General features: G+C 71.4%; 14 protein-coding genes and 1 tRNA gene. 4 read left to right on the forward strand and 11 right to left on the reverse strand.

All coding sequences use genetic code 11. The features are described from left to right. Nucleotides 1–91: 91 nt before the first annotated feature. On the reverse strand, nt 92–1,687 hold the full coding sequence (locus GGQ83_RS17545; RefSeq protein ID WP_184386292.1) for a GMC family oxidoreductase: 1,596 nt from the start codon (nt 1,685–1,687) through the stop codon (nt 92–94). A gap of 118 nt (nt 1,688–1,805) precedes the next feature. On the opposite strand from GGQ83_RS17545, the gene GGQ83_RS17550 reads away from it, so the two are divergent. The 3 genes from GGQ83_RS17550 to GGQ83_RS17560 all read left to right on the forward strand — a co-directional run bounded on the left by GGQ83_RS17550 (nt 1,806) and on the right by GGQ83_RS17560 (nt 4,450). Further along, nucleotides 1,806–3,212, forward strand: coding sequence for an FAD-binding oxidoreductase (locus GGQ83_RS17550; RefSeq protein WP_184386293.1), 1,407 nt, complete (start codon nt 1,806–1,808; stop codon nt 3,210–3,212). Nucleotides 3,213–3,290: 78 nt separating this feature from the next. Further along, a tRNA-Pro gene (locus GGQ83_RS17555) sits at nt 3,291–3,364 on the forward strand. 108 nt (nt 3,365–3,472) lie between these two features. Then, nucleotides 3,473–4,450 (forward strand): Bug family tripartite tricarboxylate transporter substrate binding protein, encoded by a 978-nt coding sequence (locus GGQ83_RS17560; protein WP_184386294.1) that lies wholly within the window; start codon nt 3,473–3,475, stop codon nt 4,448–4,450. Nucleotides 4,451–4,462: 12 nt separating this feature from the next. Here GGQ83_RS17560 and GGQ83_RS17565 read toward each other — a convergent pair whose 3' ends face one another. The 10 genes from GGQ83_RS17565 to GGQ83_RS17610 are packed head-to-tail and all read right to left on the reverse strand — an operon-like array spanning nt 4,463 to nt 14,786. Next, nucleotides 4,463–5,347 (reverse strand): gamma-glutamylcyclotransferase, encoded by an 885-nt coding sequence (locus GGQ83_RS17565; RefSeq protein WP_184386295.1) that lies wholly within the window; start codon nt 5,345–5,347, stop codon nt 4,463–4,465. Further along, entirely contained in the window at nt 5,344–6,222 is an 879-nt protein-coding gene (locus GGQ83_RS17570; RefSeq protein WP_184386296.1) for a polyphosphate kinase 2 family protein, read from the reverse strand. Before GGQ83_RS17570 ends, GGQ83_RS17565 begins: the two co-directional genes overlap by 4 nt. Next, on the reverse strand, nt 6,219–7,457 hold the full coding sequence (locus GGQ83_RS17575) for an MFS transporter (protein WP_184386297.1): 1,239 nt from the start codon (nt 7,455–7,457) through the stop codon (nt 6,219–6,221). Before GGQ83_RS17575 ends, GGQ83_RS17570 begins: the two co-directional genes overlap by 4 nt. Further along, nucleotides 7,454–8,320, reverse strand: a complete 867-nt coding sequence (locus tag GGQ83_RS17580; RefSeq protein WP_184386298.1) for an endonuclease/exonuclease/phosphatase family protein — start codon at nt 8,318–8,320, stop codon at nt 7,454–7,456. The genes GGQ83_RS17575 and GGQ83_RS17580 overlap by 4 nt, the downstream gene beginning before the upstream one ends. A gap of 42 nt (nt 8,321–8,362) precedes the next feature. After that, nucleotides 8,363–10,363 carry a DNA/RNA helicase domain-containing protein gene (locus GGQ83_RS17585; RefSeq protein ID WP_184386299.1) on the reverse strand — a complete coding sequence of 667 codons (2,001 nt, stop codon included), beginning with the start codon at nt 10,361–10,363 and terminating at the stop codon, nt 8,363–8,365. Further along, nucleotides 10,360–11,238: a DMT family transporter gene (locus tag GGQ83_RS17590; protein ID WP_311728609.1), complete on the reverse strand. Its 879-nt coding sequence runs from the start codon at nt 11,236–11,238 to the stop codon at nt 10,360–10,362. The genes GGQ83_RS17585 and GGQ83_RS17590 overlap by 4 nt, the downstream gene beginning before the upstream one ends. 40 nt (nt 11,239–11,278) lie before the next feature. Continuing rightward, complete coding sequence (locus GGQ83_RS17595; RefSeq protein ID WP_184386300.1) at nt 11,279–11,632, reverse strand: MGMT family protein; 354 nt, start codon at nt 11,630–11,632, stop codon at nt 11,279–11,281. Further along, complete coding sequence (locus GGQ83_RS17600) at nt 11,629–12,780, reverse strand: GNAT family N-acetyltransferase (RefSeq protein ID WP_184386301.1); 1,152 nt, start codon at nt 12,778–12,780, stop codon at nt 11,629–11,631. Before GGQ83_RS17600 ends, GGQ83_RS17595 begins: the two co-directional genes overlap by 4 nt. Before the next feature lie 19 nt (nt 12,781–12,799). Next, nucleotides 12,800–13,261 (reverse strand): RidA family protein, encoded by a 462-nt coding sequence (locus tag GGQ83_RS17605; protein ID WP_184386302.1) that lies wholly within the window; start codon nt 13,259–13,261, stop codon nt 12,800–12,802. Nucleotides 13,262–13,280: 19 nt separating this feature from the next. Next, a complete protein-coding gene (locus tag GGQ83_RS17610; protein WP_184386303.1) occupies nt 13,281–14,786 on the reverse strand; it encodes a TSCPD domain-containing protein in 1,506 nt (501 codons plus the stop codon). Between the two features lie 139 nt (nt 14,787–14,925). On the opposite strand from GGQ83_RS17610, the gene GGQ83_RS17615 reads away from it, so the two are divergent. Next, on the forward strand, nt 14,926–15,279 hold the full coding sequence (locus GGQ83_RS17615; RefSeq protein WP_184386304.1) for an NADH-ubiquinone oxidoreductase subunit NDUFA12 family protein: 354 nt from the start codon (nt 14,926–14,928) through the stop codon (nt 15,277–15,279). The last annotated feature ends 9 nt before the right edge of the window (nt 15,280–15,288 follow it).

Below are 15,288 nucleotides of genomic sequence, written 5' to 3' on the forward strand. Positions count from 1 at the left end.
CCGGATTTCTTGCTCTAGAAAGCATATATTCTAGAGCAGCTTAGTCCCATCTGACAGAACCGCATGCGGTTCTGTCAGATGGGACGCTGCTCTAAGCCGCGCGGCGGATGAAATCCGCGCAGCGCTCGCCGATCATGATGCAGCCGGCATTGGTGTTGCCGCTGACCACGGTGGGCATGATCGAGGCATCGGCGATCCGCAGCCGCTCCACGCCACGCACGCGCAGCTCCGTGTCCACGATGGCGCCCTCGTCGCTGCCCATGCGGCAGGTGCTGGTGGGGTGGTAGATGGTGCCACCCGTGCGGCGCACGAAGTCGAGCATGGCCTCGTCCGTGTCGGGCGCGGCGGCGCCCGGCGCGTATTCGGCCTCGATGAACGCGCCGAGCGCCTTGCTGCGCGCGAGCCGCCGCGCGAGCTTGGCACCTTCCACCATGCATTGCCGGTCGGTCTCGGTGCTGAGATAGCGCGCCACCATGCGCGGCTTGGCCATGGGGTCGGGCGAGGCCAGCGTCACCTCGCCCCGGCTCTCGGGCCGCAGCTGGCAGACGCTGATGGTGAAGCCGGGCCACTTGTGCAGGCCCTCCTTCACCGTGTCGGCGCTCCAGGGGATGAAGTGGAACTGCACGTCGGGCGTGGCACTTTGCGGCAGCACGCGGGCGAAGAGCCCCGCCGTGCCGGCCGCGAAGGTCAGCGGGCCGCGCCGGGTCAGCGCGTACTGCACGCCCATGGTGGCCATCCCGATCCAGGAATTCACGCGTTCATTCATCGAGACGCGCTGGCTCGCGCGGTACATCAGCCGCGCCTGATAGTGGTCCTGCAGGTTGCGGCCGAGTTCGGGCATGTCGCGCTGCACGGCAATGCCCATCTCCGCCAGGTGCGCGGCGGGCCCGAAGCCCGAGAGCATCATGATCTGCGGCGAGTTGATGGCGCCGCCGGACAGCACCACCTCACGCGTCGCGCGGATTTGCCGTTCCTCGTTGCCCACGCGATAGGCAACGCCGACCGCGCGCCCGCCCTCGACCAGGATGCGCGTGACATGCGCGTCGGTGATGAGGCGCACGCGTCCGGCCTTCATGGCGGGCTTCAGGTAGGCCGTGGCGGCCGAGCAGCGGAAGCCATCGCGCACCGTCACCTGGTACCAGCCGGCCCCTTCCTGCACGCGGCCGTTGAAGTCGTCATTGGCAGGGAAGCCCAGTTCCAGCGCCGCATTGATGAAGGCCTGGGAGAGTGCCCCCTTGTCGCGCAGGTCGGTGGTGGAGAGTGGGCCATCGGCGCCGTGCAGGTCGGAGGCGCCACGCTCCTGCCGCTGGGCGCGGCGGAACCAGGGCAGGCAATCCTCGAAGGACCAGCCGGTGCAGCCCAATTGCCGCCAATGGTCGTAATCCTCCGCCTGGCCGCGGATGTAGATCAGCCCGTTGATGGCGGAGCTTCCCCCCAGCACCCGCCCGCGCGGCCAGGGGATGGAACGGCCGCCCAGCTCGGGCTCAGGCTCCGTCTGGTAGTTCCACGAGAGGGTGGGGTGGTACATCGTCTTGGCATAGCCCACCGGCACATGCAGCCAGGGGTTGGTGTCGCGGCTGCCGGCCTCCAGCACCGTCACGCGCAGCCCGGGAATTTCCGAAAGCCGTCCCGCCACCGCGCTGCCGGCTGAGCCGGAGCCGATGACCACCACATCCGTCTCGTCCATGGTTGTTTCCCCCGTTCGCGGCATGCTTGCGCCGTGGGATGAACAGGTCAATCGCCATCTGTGGCGCTTGACGCGCCGCCCGCCCGGGATTGCCATGCGGGCCGGAAGGAAATGCCCCATGCCCCCGCTCGACATGCTCAGCGCCACCCTCGGCCCCGCCGCCTGCCTGCGCGCCGAGGAGGACATCGCCCCCTATGCCGTGGATTGGCGCGGCGTCTATCACGGCCGGCCCGTGGCCGTGCTGCGCCCCGCCGACACGGCGCAGGTGGGCGAGGCGCTGCGCCTCTGCGCCGCACAGGGCCTGGCGGTGGTGCCGGCGGGCGGGCGCACCTCGCTCTGCGGCGCCGTGGTGCCGGGCGCGGATGGCCCGCCCAGCGTGGTGCTGAGCCTGGAGCGCATGAACCGCCTGCGCGACGTGGACGCGCTGGACAATTCCCTGGTGGCCGAGGCCGGCTGCACCGTCGAGGCCGTGCAGAACGCGGCGACCGAGGCCGGCCGCTTCTTTCCCTTGCACTTCGGCGCCCAGGGTTCCGCCATGATCGGCGGCGCGCTCTCCACCAATGCCGGCGGCATCCGCACCCTGCGCTACGGCAATGCGCGCGATCTCGTGCTGGGGCTGGAGGTGGTGCTGGCCGATGGCCGCGTGCTGGATGACCTGCGGCGCGTGCGGAAGGACAATTCCGGCTATGCGCTGCGGCACCTCTTCATCGGCGCCGAGGGCACGTTGGGCGTCATCACCGCGGCCTCGCTCAAGCTCTTCCCGCGGCTGGTGACGCGCGAGACGGCGCTGGTCGCCGTGCGCAGCCCGCACGAGGCGCTGCGCCTGCTGGCCCGCTGCCAGGAGAGCGGCGCGGACCTCGTGGCCTTCGAGCTGATCCGCAAGGTCTGCATCGACATCACGCTGAAGCACGGCACCAACATCCGCCAGCCCATGGATCTGTCCACCGACTGGTATTGCCTCATCGAGGCCGCCAGCACCCATGCCGCCATCCCCGTGCGTGAGGCCCTGGAAGGCGCCTTGATGGCGGGGCTTGAGGCCGGCGAGGCCGAGGACGTGGTGCTGTGCGAGAGCGAGGCGCAGCGCCAGAACCTGTGGAACATCCGCGAGACCTTCCCCACCTGTTCGCGCATGGAGGGGCCGGGCCTGCCCACCGACACCTCCGTGCCCGTCTCGCGCATCCCGGACTTCCTGGACCGGAGTGCCGCGCTGATCGCGGCCAACTGGCCGGAGGGGCGGATGGTGGCGCTGGGGCACATGGGCGATGGCAACATCCATCTCTCGCTCCAGGCGCCCGCAGGCATGACCCATGCGGAATGGCACGCGCGCGCGCCCGATTTCGAGGACCGCGTGGGCGAGATCGCGGTGGAACTGGGCGGCAGCTTCTCTGCCGAGCATGGCATCGGCCAGTCCAAGCGCGGCGCCATGGCCGCGCTGAAATCGCCCGTGGCACTCGACCTCATGCGCGCCATCAAGAACGTGCTGGACCCCGAGGGGCTGATGAACCCAGGCAAGGTGCTGCCCTGACGCCGCAGGCGTCTCCGCCAAGCGCGATCAGACCCCAGCCTTGAGTGCCCCGCGCGCTGCGCCTACAAGCGGTTGCGGCGGGGCGTAGCACAGCCTGGTAGTGCGTCTGCTTTGGGAGCAGAAGGTCGCTGGTTCGAATCCAGTCGCCCCGATGCGCCGCCTGAGCTTACCGGTTGGCAAGCCGCGTTTTCCCGTCCATCCTTCCAGACAAAATAGGCGGGCCGATGTTTTCGTCGGCCCCAATGCAGGGAGAAATGGACATGCTCAATCGTCGCCAAGCCCTCAGCCTCGGCGTGCTCGCCGCGCCGGCGGTGCTGCCCGCGGGCGCCCTTGCCCAGGCCTGGCGCCCCTCGCGCCCCATCCGCCTCGTGGTCCCCTTCGCGCCGGGCGGTTCGAATGACATCGTCAGCCGGCTGATCGCGGAGCCCGCCTCGCAGACCCTGGGCCAGCCCATCGTCATCGAATCCCGCGCGGGTGCGGGCAGCGTGATCGGCAGCGAGCATGTCGCGCGCGCCGCGCCCGATGGCTACACGCTGCTCATCAACAGCGCCCATGCGACGGTGCCCGCCATCGTCGAGCGCATGCCCTATGACCCCGTGAATGATTTCGTGGGCCTCGCCGTGGCAGGTTTCTCGCCGCATGCGCTGGTGGTGAACCCCCGCTTCCCCGCCCAGAACGCGCGCGAGATGGTGGAGCGCCTGCGCACCAACCCCGGCCAGTACAACATCGCGACCGCGGGCCTGGGCAGCGGCGTGCACCTGGCGGCGGAGCTGCTGCGCTCCACCCAGCGTCTCCAGGCCGAGGTGGTGCACTACCGTGGCGGCGGGCCGAGCGTGGTGGCGCTGGTGGCGGGCGAGGCGCAGGTGGGCACGCCCACCATGGCCTCCTCCATCGGCCAGATCCGCGGCGGTGGCCTGCGCGCGCTCTGCGTCCTGGCCGAGAGCCGCACGCCGGCCCTGCCCGACGTGCCCAGCGCGACCGAGGCCGGCATGACGGGGCTGGTCCATGAGGAGTTCTTCCCCATCGTCGCCCCCGCGGCCACGCCGCCCGAGATCGTGTCGGCCCTGGCCGCCGCCTTCCAGGCCGCCATCCGCCAGAACGGGGCCCGCCTGACCGAGATGGCCGGCGTCACGCCCCGCGCCGGCTTCGAGACGCCCGACCAGGTGAAGACGCTGATGACGGAGATGGTGGCGCGCTACTCGGCCATCCTGCGCGAGGCGGGGGTGCCGAAGCAGTAAGACGGCGGCGCGTCAGCGCTCGGCCGGGGGCGTGCGGGCGGCATAGGCCGCCCAGTCCGCGTGGCGGGTGGCTTTCGCCCGCCAGTCGCCCTGCGGGATGCGCGGGTGTTGCGCGGCCTCGTCCATCACATAGGCATGGGCGCGGACAATGCCGTCCGCGACCCGCACGGGCAGCACCGTGCGCCGATACAGCCCGCCGGGGGCACCGCCGGGCGGGCTGCCCTCCAGCGCATCCATGGCGGCGAGCCGTGCCAGCGGCAGTTCCAGCACCTCGCCCGCCACCTCATCCTCGCCGAGCGCCAGGGCGGGGTAGGGGCCGCAATCATGCAGCACACCCGCCACGCGCCCGACCGTGCGCGGCAGGCCGTCCAGATGGTGGGCATTGGCCTCGCCCGCCATCAGCGTGCCGTAGACGAAGAGATGCGCGATGGTGAGCGGCGCGGGCGCATCCCGCGCCGCCGCGTCCAGCATGCCATGCGCGATGCCATGCGCCGCCTGTCCGCGTCGGACGATGCCGAGATAGTCCGGGTGCGGCGCGCGGAAGCCCTCGCTGCGCGTCACATAGGTCATGGCCTCCACCACGGTGCCATCGGGCAGCACGATGTGGCGCGGCGCGCGCTGGTAGGCGAAGGGCGCGCCCTCCTTGGCGTCCAGCGCGGCCAGCGCCGCCGCATCGGCGCGGAAGACCACGCCTTCGACCGCCTGGCCTGGCCGGGCGCGCAGGTTCAGCACCCCGCCCTGGCGCGTGCGGGAGAAGCAGTCGAAGACGAGTTCATGGTCCAGCAGCAGGCCGGTGGATTGCGCCATCAGCCGTGCCGCGCCGAGGCCGCGCCGCGCGCACCAGGCGTTCCAATCCTCGGCGTCCAGGTTGGAGCCATAGCCAAAATAAAGCGTCATGACAGGGCGGCGCGGGCCTCGGCGAAGGCTGCGCGGTCGGCCTCGTTCACATGGGGGTAGTGCAGGCCGAGCTTCTCCAGCGCCTCGATGATGGCGCCCACAACGACGAGGCGGGTGAGCCACTTGCGGTCGGCAGGCACGATGAACCAGGGCGCCTCGGGTGTCGCGGTGGCGCGGATGGCCTCCTCATAGGCGGCCATGTAGTCGTCCCAGTGGCGGCGCTCGCTGACATCGGCGGCGCGGAATTTCCAGTGCTTCTCCGGTTCGTCCAGGCGGGAGAGGAAGCGGTTCTTCTGCTCCTCGCGCGAGACGTTGAGGAAGAACTTCAGCACCACCGTTCCCTGCCGCGTGAGGTAGCGTTCGGTGGCCGCGATGTCCTCCAGCCGCTCCTGCCAGATATTCTTCGTCACGCAGGCGGGAGGGAGTTGCTGCTTGGCCAGGATGGAGGGGTGGACGCGCACCACCAGCACCTCCTCATACCAGGAGCGGTTGTGAATGCCGATCTGCCCGCGCGACGGCAGGGCTTCGATGTGGCGGCGCAGGTAGTCCTGCTCCAGCTCCGTGGTGGTGGGCGCCTTGAAGCTGGTGACGTGGCAGCCCTGTGGGTTCACGCCCGAGAAGACATGCTTGATGGTGCCGTCCTTGCCCGCCGCGTCCATGGCCTGGAAGAGGCACAGCACCGACCAGCGGTTCTGCGCGTAGAGCATGTCCTGCAGTTCGGACAGGCGCTCGATCCCCTTGGCGAGCAGGTCCGGCGCGTCGGCCTTGGTGAGGCCGAGGCTGCCCGCGTCGTCCGGCTCGTGGTCCGCGAGGCGGAACCCCTTGCCCGAGGTGATGCGGTAGCGCGCCAGCGCGGCGGGTGTCTTGCGCTTCATGGGGGGGATGGTCGCAGCACGCGCCCGCCGCGCCAAGCCCAAAGCAGCGCCGCCGCCTGCAGGGTAGCCGTCAGCCCCATGGCCCAGCCATAGCCCGCCGTGGCCCAGCCACCCGTCTCGGTGCGCGGCCAGAGGTCGATGATGGCGCCGATCACGTATTGCAGGATGAAGACCAGCACGAGCATGGCGAAGTTGATGGCGGTGGCGACACGCCCCGCCAGTTCTGCCCCGAAGCCCTGGCCCACGGCCGCATAGCCCACCGGCCCTGCCGCACCGAACAGCGAGAAGGCGAACCAGACCATTCCCATGGTGAGCAGCCCCGCCGGCGGGTTCAGGATGAAGACGAGCTGGATGGCGAATTGCGCACAGACCGCCAGCATCGGCACCAGCATGGCCGGCGCGCCGCGCGCCTGCAGGGCCGAGGAAAGCTGCCCCATCAGGATGGAGCCCACCGCCATGCCCGCGGCATAGACCAGCAGGATGGTGGCGCGTGGCCCGTCGTCCAGCCCGCCCACGTCGCGCAGCCAGGGCCCGGCCCATAGCCCCGAATAGACGAAGTTCATGGCCGACAGCACGATGATGGCGGGGACGAAGCGCAGGAAGGTCGGGTGGGTGAAGATGGGCCCATAGGCCGCGATCTCGGCCGCCAGGTCGCGGCGGGCTGGGCGCGCGGCGCCAGGGGGCGCATCGGTCAGGGAGAACCAGATCCAGGCGGCCACCACCAGCGCCAGCACGCCCAGGATCAGGAAGCCGCCCCGCCAGCCCACGAAGGGCAGGATCGTCGCCATGGGCAGCGTGGCCGCCATGCCCCCCAGCGCGCCCACGAAGACGCCAGCCCCCGTCATGGCGGCGACCCTATGGCGAGGAAACCATTGCGTGTTGGCCTTGAGCATGGCCATCAGCCCGGCCGCGATGCCGATGCCCGTGATGAAGCGCCCCGCCCCCAGCATGATGGGCCCCGTGGCGAAGGCGCAGAGGAAGAAGCCCAGGGCCGCCATCAACGTCAGCACCGCCTGCACCCGGCGCGGCCCGTAGCGGTCCAGCGCCACCCCCACGGGAAGCTGTGTCGCCGCATAGGCCACGAAGAGCACCGCCGCCAGCAGCCCAAGGTCGCTGGCCGAAAGCGCGAATTCCAGCGCCAGCAACGGCCCGATCAGCGCCAGCACCGCGCGGCTCGCCTGGTTCAGGAAGTTCACGGCCGCGAGCGGCAGCGTGATGCGCAGGAAGGCCCTCACCGTGCGCGCAGCCGGATGCTGAGCGGGCAATGGTCCGAGATCAGGTCGCGCATCGCGCGGTCGCGCTCGGCATAGACCATGACCCGCAGGCTGCCCGGCACCATCCAACCCCGCGCCGGCCCGCCGAGCAGGATATGGCTGATGAAGGGACGCCCGCCCCGCGGCCCCGCCCAGCAGGGGTCCGAGGTGCCTTCATTGGCGCGCAGCAGGCGCCCGGCCTGTTCCAGGGTGGCACTCATCTCGTCGCGCGGATGGTCCATGCGGCGGTTGAAATCGCCCAGGATGGCGTAGGGGATGCCCTCGCGCTCCCGCGCCGCGACCCAGCCGGCCAGAACGCTCGATTGCGTGGCGAGGTTCGCGCATTGCCGGCTGCGCTCGGCCTCCAGCGGGCCGGACTGGCAGCCCGCCGCCAGATGGATGGAAAGCAGGCGCAGCCGCCCGCCTGCCCATTCCACCGTGATGTCGGTGCCGCGGCGGTGCGAGAAGCGCGCTTGCGGCGCCACGTCCAGCGCCACGAGGTCCGGGTTCTGCGTCACGCGCAAATGGCGGCGGACGGCGAAGCCGGTGCGCTGCACGTCCTCCTCGTCGGGGAAGAAGAAGGCGTGGTCGCGCGGGGAGAAGACGCGGGCGGCGGCCTCGGGCCCATCCACCTCCTGCAAGGCCACGATGTCGGCCTCCAGCCGTTGGGCATAGGCTTGCAGCCGGGCGACGTCGGCAGGGCCACGGCGGTTGATCTCGGCCGGGATCATGGGGTCGCCGGCCGGGCGGAGCGAGAGCCAGGCGATGTTCCAGCTTGTGAGCCGAAGCTCGGCCGCCTGGAGGGGGCCGGCCACAAGCAGCAGCAACAGGATGAGGAGGCGCATCTCCGCACCATGCCGCGAAATGCGCGGCGCGGCGAGGCAGGCTCAGAGCAGCAGTTCGGCGGGTGTCGCGGCCGGTGCGGGCACAAGGTCGCGCGCGCCGCAGTCGCGGAGGAAATCCGCGATGGCGTCCATCTCGGCGGCGGGGCGGGTGGGGTCGCGCCACTCATCGCCGCGCGCGCAGCCGCGCGGCACCCATAGGACGGTCTCGTAGCGTGCGCGGGTCAGCAGCACGCGATACTTGTTGCGAATGAAGGCGCGGGAATCCTCCTTGCCTACATTTTCCCAAGCGTCACCACTGAAGCGCCGCGGCCGCCATGCGCTGCCCGCGCGGATGAAATCCCCGCCCCAGGCCAGCCCTACCACGTCCAGTTCCAGCCCCTGACAGGCATACTCCGTGGCGGCCGCCTCCAGCGCCCCGGATGCGCGCGGGTCGGGCCATGTGTTGAGAAACCAGTTGGGCACTTCGTCCGCCGTCACTTCCGCCGCCAGGCCCTCGGCGCGCAGGCGCCGCGCGCCGGCGGCACGAACCAGACCGGCGCGGCGCTGACCGCGTGCGAAGCCGCGCAGCGCCTCCCGCATGGCGTCCAGGTCGCGCGTAAGGAAGAAGGGCAGGGCACAGGAATTGGCGATGCCGCGCGCCCAGGCCGCGTCGCCGCGCAGCACGGCGTCCACCCATTCCGCCGCCGCCGGTTCCCGCACCGACCGCATGGATGCATCGAGGTGCAGGTCCGGATCCAAGGCGAGCCAGGCGCGGGGACCTTCGGCCAAGCATTGCGCGGCCTCCTCCGCGCCCAGCACCAGGGGCGCGGCCACGGCGCGCCAGTCGCCGCGCGCCTCCAGCACGCTGCCCCATTCGGCGAGGCCGGCTTCGCCAGTATTGATCTCCTGCCCCTGGCCGATCAGGGCCACCAGCGCCGCCCAGCCCGGCGGACGAGACATGATGTCGAGCGCATGGGCCGCTTCACTCATCGTCAGCTTCGAGGGCTTGTTCTGCGTGCCGCGGCGGGACTTCTCCGCATCCCATGCGCGCTGCGCCTCGTCGAAGACAATCAGATGCTCGGGCGGCGCGAGATATGGATCGAGCGCCCCATCCTCCAGGAAGCGGTGCACGTTCTGAAGCGCGGCCCGCGTGCGCCGATGCGCCTCGCCACGCTCGGTTCCACGCGCAATGGCGTCCCGTGCCAGCGCCTCCCTCAGCACGGCCACCAGCGGGACATTGCCGGTGAGGAACGCGGCCCGCCCCGCCCCTGCCGTGCCAAAGACGGCGTTCAACCCGCACAGCGTCTTGCCCGCGCCGGGAATGCCCGTGACGAAGATGGCCACCCGCGTACCGTCGCGCCGGGCCGCTTCCACATGGCGCAGGATGGCGCCGGAGGTGCGGTTTAGGCTGGCCGCATCGGCGCGTGCGGTCGCGATCTCGCGCACACCCGTGCGGGCGTAGAGCATGGTCGCCGCCTCGATGATGGTGGGCACGGGGCGATAGGGCGAGACGACCCAAGCGGCGCCGTGCAGCGGCTCGGCAGGCTCCGGCAGGCTGGCCTGCACCCAGCGCAGGAGCGCGCCCAGCCCATTGGCCCCGGTGACGACGGGCTGTGTCGGTGTGGTGGGCAGGAGCCAAGGCTGAACGGGTGGATCGAAGCCCGTGATGCCGTGCGAGACCAGCACTGGAACGATGGCATGGCGGCGGCTGCCCGCGTGAAAGTCCCGTAGGTCCAGCGCGTAATCCTCTGCCTCCTTCTGGGCGGCGAGGCTCGGCGGGGCGGATTTGAACTCCAGCACCAGGATGGCGCGGTCGGTCAGGATGACGGCGTCCACGCGCTTCTCAAGGCGCAACAACTCGTATTCGAGGGCGAGGGTGAAGCCTGCGCCGCCCGTTTCCTGCAAGGCCTCGTGCAGGCAACGCAGTTGCTGCGTCCAAGCGCCTCCCTGCTCCGCGGTGCCTGGGAAGCCGCGGTCCTGCTGCGCCTTGGCGAGGCGGCCCTCGATGTCGTCCAGGTCGCGCGCCAGGAACTCCGCGCCGGTGCAGGTGAACCAAGCCCTCATCCCCGAACCCTGCCAGGCCAGGTCGCCAGCAGCAAACTTCCCATCATCAGCGCGAAGCCCGCCGCATGGACCAGGCCGAAACGCTCGCCCAGGAACACAACCGCCGTCACCGCCGCGGTGGCCGGCAGGAAGCCCGTGAAGACGCCGGCCACCCCCGCCGGCACGCGCCGCAGCCCCGCGAACCACAGCACCAGGCACAGCACGCTGGCCGTCAGCGAATGGAACACCAGCAGCCCCAGCAGCGAGGGATCGGCCAGCGCGGCCGCCGCGCCGAAGCCCGGCACCGCAAACGGCAGCAGCACCAGTGCCGAGAAGCCCTGCATCCAGAGCGAGGCGGTGAAGACCGGCACGGCCCCCGCGATGCGCTTGGCCAGCAGCACATAGATGGCCTCGCCGCACACACCGGCGAAGATCAGCAGGTTGCCCAGCGCCGAGGAGGCGCCCGCGCCGCCCCCCAGCCGAGCCAAGGTGATGGCGGCCATGCCCAGGCCGGCCAGCCCCGCCGCCAGCCATTGCCGTGCCGACAGCCGCTCACGCAGCCACAGGAAGCTGCCCAGGGCCACAACGGCGGGCAGGGTGGCCAGCACCAGCCCTCCCTCCAGCGCCGATGTCAGCCGCAGCCCCGCCAGCAGCCCCGCATTGTAGAGCGCCGTGCCGAAGACCGCCTGGAGGAACAGGTTGCGCTTCACCGCGCCCGGCACGCGCACGGCGCCATCCAGCCAGCGCGCCAGCGGCCAGAGCACGGCCACCGCCAGCGCGCAGCGCAGGAAGGCGATGAGCGCGATGGGCAAGGCCTCGGCCAGCAGCTTCGCCACCGCCACATTCGCGCCGACCAGCGCCATGGCGAGGGCAAGCTGGCTATAGGCCAGCGTCACGGCAGGGGCGCGCGCCCGCTCATGCGGGCCGCGTTCCCGGTCATGCGGGCCGCGCCTGGGCGGGCACGCCGTGCTTCAGCCGGTCCACATCGGCCAGCTGCGCCGGGAAACCTTCGATGTAGCCCTTCGTGTCGAAGGCGAAGCCCTCGGCCTCCAGCAAGGCGCGCTGGGCGGGCTTCTCCACGCGGCCATCCACCGGCACCAGGCGGTGCCAGGGCAGGCGGTCGCGTTCGGGGCCATCGAGCATGGCGATGATGTAGGCCACATGGCGCGGCATCACGTCCAGATGCGCGCCAACCGCCGCGAAGCTCACCAGCGCGCCGCGCGGCACATGCATCGCGATGGCCAGCACATCGGCGCGGATGCGCGCGTAATGGGGGGATTTCGGCTTCATGCCTCGCCGCCCTCGCGGCGATATGGCGAGAGTTCGGCGAGGTCGCGCATGCGTTCCATCACGGCAGGGCGTTCCGCCTCCAGGAAATTCCCCACCGCGTCCGACAGGCCCTTGTGGGCGATGAGATGCGCCGACCAGGTGGGGCTGGGCAGGTAGCCGCGCTGGATCTTGTGTTCACCCTGCGCGCCGGCCTCGACGCGGGGCAGCTTGTGCTGGATGGCGAAGTCTATGGCACGCAGATAGCACAGCTCGAAATGGAGGAATGGCACCTCCTCCACGCAGCCCCAGTTGCGGCCATAGAGGGCCTCATTGCCCAGCAGGTTCAAGGCACCCGCCACGGGTTCGCCATCGCGCTCGGCCCACATCAGCACCACGCGCTCGCCCAGGCGGTCGCCCAGCAGGGGCCAGAATTGCGGGGTGAGGTAGGCGCTGCCCCAGCGGGAATCCACCGTGTTGCGGTAGAAGCCGTGGAAGGCGCGCCAGTGTTCGCGGGTGATTTCGTCGCCGCGCAGGGTGCGCAGCGTCAGGCCGCTCTCCGCCACCTCCCGCCGCTCGCGCCGCAGGGCCTTGCGCTTGCGTGAGGAAAGGGCCCCGAGGAAGTCCTCGAAGGTCTCGTAGCCCTGGTTGTGCCAGTGGAACTGCACGCCCAGGCGTTGCAGCCAGCCCAGTTCGCCCAGCGCCTGCCATTCCTCTTCCGTGCAGAAGGTGACATGGACCGAGGAACAGTTCAGCGCCCCCATGGCCTGGCGCATGCCCTCGGCGAGTGCGGCGACCGGCACGCCCGGCCGCCGCAGCAGACGTGGCCCCGGCACGGGGCTGAAAGGCACCGCCACCTGCAGCTTGGGGTAATAGCGCCCGCCCGCCCGCTCATAGGCATCGGCCCAGCCATGGTCGAAGACATATTCGCCATAGGAATTGGTCTTGGCATAGCAGGGGGCGCAGGCCAGCAGCGCGCCGCTCTCGTCGCGCAGCGCCAGGTGCTGCGGCAGCCAGCCGGTGCGCTGTCCCGTGCTGCCACTGTCCTCCAGCGCCGAGAGGAAGGAATGGCTGACGAAGGGGTTGTCCCCCGCGCAGGCATCCCAATCGGCCACCGGGATTTCCGCGATGGCGCGGTGCAGGCTGAGCGTCAGGGGGAGGGGCGAATCCATTCCCCCCATGTAATGCAATTCAGGCCAGTTCCAGGATGGCCTCGACCTCCACGGCGACATTGCCGGGCAGGGCGGAAACGCCCACCGCGCTGCGCGCATGGCGCCCAGCCTCGCCGAACACGGCCACCGCGCAATCCGACGCCCCGTTGATGACCTGCGGCTGGTCGCCGAAGCCGGGGGCGGAGTTCACATAGCCCGTGATCCGCAGCACGCGCTTGATGCCGCTGAGGTCGCCGCCCGCCGCCGCCCGCGCATGGGCGAGGATGGCGAGGAAGCAGTTCTCCGCGGCCGCCTTGGCCTCCTCCACGCTCACTTCGGCGCCCACCTGCCCGATGGGCCAGAGCTTCCCGTCACGCCGCGGCACCTGGCCCGAGACGTAGAGCGTCTTCCCGGAGATGGTGAAGGGAATGTAGTTCGCGACCGGTGCCGCGGCCGGCGGCAGGGTCAGGCCGAGTTCGGCGAGGCGGGCTTCGGGGTTCATCGCAAATTCCTTGGTGGGCTCAGGCCACGACCCGCAGCCGCCCGCGCCGCTCGGCAACGGGCGTCGCCGGCAGGTCCAGCGGCAGCAGCGGCGCCTGTTCCGTGGCGCGGGCGGCGGCGTCGGGCGCCACATCCTCCATCTCCGGCTGGGGCAGGGCGCCGCCCAAGTAGTCCATGGCGAGGCGCCGGAAGGCCCAGTCCAGCACCGAGGTGGCGCGGGGAATGTCCGGGTCGCCCTCCACCACACCGGCGGGGCCGAAGCGCGTATAGGCGAACGCGTCCACATAGGCGGCGAGCGGCACGCCCTGTGCGAGGCCGAGCGACACCGCCTGGGCGAAGCCGTCCATCAGGCTGCGATAGGCGGCCCCCTCCTTGGCCAGGCTGAAGGCGATCTCGCGCAGCTTGCCGTCCTCCTCGGAGGTGCGGAGCGCCACCCGGTGCCCGCCGATGACGACATGCAGCGTCTGGCCCAGTTGCCGGCGCAGGGGCGCGCGGGGCGCGGCGGCCGGGCGGGCGGGGGCGGGCAGGGCCACCGGGGCGGGGGCCGGTGCGCTGAGGAAGGGCGTCACCGCCTCCAGCATGAGGCGGCGCGGCGCCTCGCCCACCGGGGCCAGCAGGCGGGCCACCTGGTCCGGGGCGGCGCGGCGGGCGGCGGCGGTGGGCACGTCCACCACACCCGAGGGGGTGGAAACAGGGCGACTCGCGCCCGGTGCGGGGGCGATGCCGGCGGTCTCGGCCCCCAGCAGCGCCTCGGCGGCATCGGCGGGCGAGAGCGCCACCACGCGCGCATGGCGCAGGCCGGGGGCGCCCATGGCGGCGTCCAGCGCGGCGCGGGCGGCGGCGGCCAAGCCCGGCACGGGCGTCTCGGCGGGCGGTTCGGGCCAGATCAGCGCCACCGGTTCCCGCGCGCCCAGGCGCTGGGCGAGGCGGCCGCTCTCGGTCTCGGCCGCACCCCGGGTGATGGCCGCGATGGCGGCGGCCACCTGCCGCGCGCTCGCGCTGTCATAGGGCAGGCCCAGCCCGGCCAGCAGCCCGGCGAGGTCGGCGAAGCCCAGGCGCAGCTTCAGGGGCTTGCCGCCCGTGCTGGCGTCCAGGAAGCGCAGGCCCAGCGCGCAGGCCTCGGTGTAGCCTTCCAGGTCGAAGCCACCCTCGGGCTCCAGGAAGGCGGGCAGGTTCAGCACGAAGCGGGGCTCGCCGCGCACCTCGCCGCGCCAGCTCTCGGCACCGGGGGCGCCGCGGCGGGTCAACAGCAGCGCGCGCCAGCCCTCGGCCAGGGCGCGGGCCTCGTCGGGCGCCACCACGCCGGCCTTCTGGCCGCGGCTGAGGGCGCGGGAAATCCAACCCTCGGCCAAGCGGCGCAGCGAGACGGGGCCATGGCCGGGCGCCAGGGCGGCGAGCGCCGTCGCGGCCTCCTCCTCCCAGGCGGCGGGCAGGGCCACGGCGCGCGGGGCGGCGTCTGGGTCCGCCCCCGCCCGCGTGCGCCGCAGCGCGAGACCTTCCCACAGCGTGCCGTCATTGCGTGCCATAGGGCGCAGGCTAACCCGCCCCGCCGCCACAGGGAAGCCGGATGCGGTGGTCTGGCCACCCCAGGCCCACCATATCTTGTGGAAAAGCCGCGCGGCACTTCGGTTGGACGGCGGGCGTGTTTTGTGGGATGATGCGGTCATGTCCGCTATCCGCCTTTTCTTCGCCCGCCTCACCAGCCGCAAGGTCGGCGCTGATGAGTTCGGCAATGTCTATTACGAGTCGCGCAAGCCCATGCCGGTCTACAACCGGCCCCGCCGCCTCGTGTCGCTGGCGCGCGGCCTCGACAGTTCCTCGGTTCCGCCCGAGTGGCATGCTTGGCTGCACCACACGACCGATGCGCCGCTCTCCGGGCCCAAGCACCCCTGGCAGAAGCCCCACCGCCCGAACATGACGGGCACCCCCGGGGCCTGGCGCCCGGCCGGCCATGACTATTCGGGCGGCCGCCGCCGCATCACCGGCGGCGACTACGAGGCCTGGACGCCGGGCGGCTGAGCCGCCACA

The sequence above is a fragment of the Roseococcus suduntuyensis genome (assembly GCF_014196305.1).
Classification (GTDB): Bacteria; Pseudomonadota; Alphaproteobacteria; order Acetobacterales; family Acetobacteraceae; genus Roseococcus; species Roseococcus suduntuyensis.

Excerpts from the sequence above, each read along its gene's own strand:
- GGQ83_RS17545 (WP_184386292.1), bottom strand. The coding sequence starts at position 1,687 with ATGGACGAGACGGATGTGGTGGTCATCGGCTCCGGCTCAGCCGGCAGC.
- GGQ83_RS17550 (WP_184386293.1), top strand. The coding sequence starts at position 1,806 with ATGCCCCCGCTCGACATGCTCAGCGCCACCCTCGGCCCCGCCGCCTGC.
- GGQ83_RS17560 (WP_184386294.1), top strand. The coding sequence starts at position 3,473 with ATGCTCAATCGTCGCCAAGCCCTCAGCCTCGGCGTGCTCGCCGCGCCG.
- GGQ83_RS17565 (WP_184386295.1), bottom strand. The coding sequence starts at position 5,347 with ATGACGCTTTATTTTGGCTATGGCTCCAACCTGGACGCCGAGGATTGG.
- GGQ83_RS17570 (WP_184386296.1), bottom strand. The coding sequence starts at position 6,222 with ATGAAGCGCAAGACACCCGCCGCGCTGGCGCGCTACCGCATCACCTCG.
- GGQ83_RS17580 (WP_184386298.1), bottom strand. The coding sequence starts at position 8,320 with ATGCGCCTCCTCATCCTGTTGCTGCTGCTTGTGGCCGGCCCCCTCCAG.
- GGQ83_RS17585 (WP_184386299.1), bottom strand. The coding sequence starts at position 10,363 with ATGAGGGCTTGGTTCACCTGCACCGGCGCGGAGTTCCTGGCGCGCGAC.
- GGQ83_RS17595 (WP_184386300.1), bottom strand. The coding sequence starts at position 11,632 with ATGAAGCCGAAATCCCCCCATTACGCGCGCATCCGCGCCGATGTGCTG.
- GGQ83_RS17600 (WP_184386301.1), bottom strand. The coding sequence starts at position 12,780 with ATGGATTCGCCCCTCCCCCTGACGCTCAGCCTGCACCGCGCCATCGCG.
- GGQ83_RS17605 (WP_184386302.1), bottom strand. The coding sequence starts at position 13,261 with ATGAACCCCGAAGCCCGCCTCGCCGAACTCGGCCTGACCCTGCCGCCG.
- GGQ83_RS17610 (WP_184386303.1), bottom strand. The coding sequence starts at position 14,786 with ATGGCACGCAATGACGGCACGCTGTGGGAAGGTCTCGCGCTGCGGCGC.
- GGQ83_RS17615 (WP_184386304.1), top strand. The coding sequence starts at position 14,926 with ATGTCCGCTATCCGCCTTTTCTTCGCCCGCCTCACCAGCCGCAAGGTC.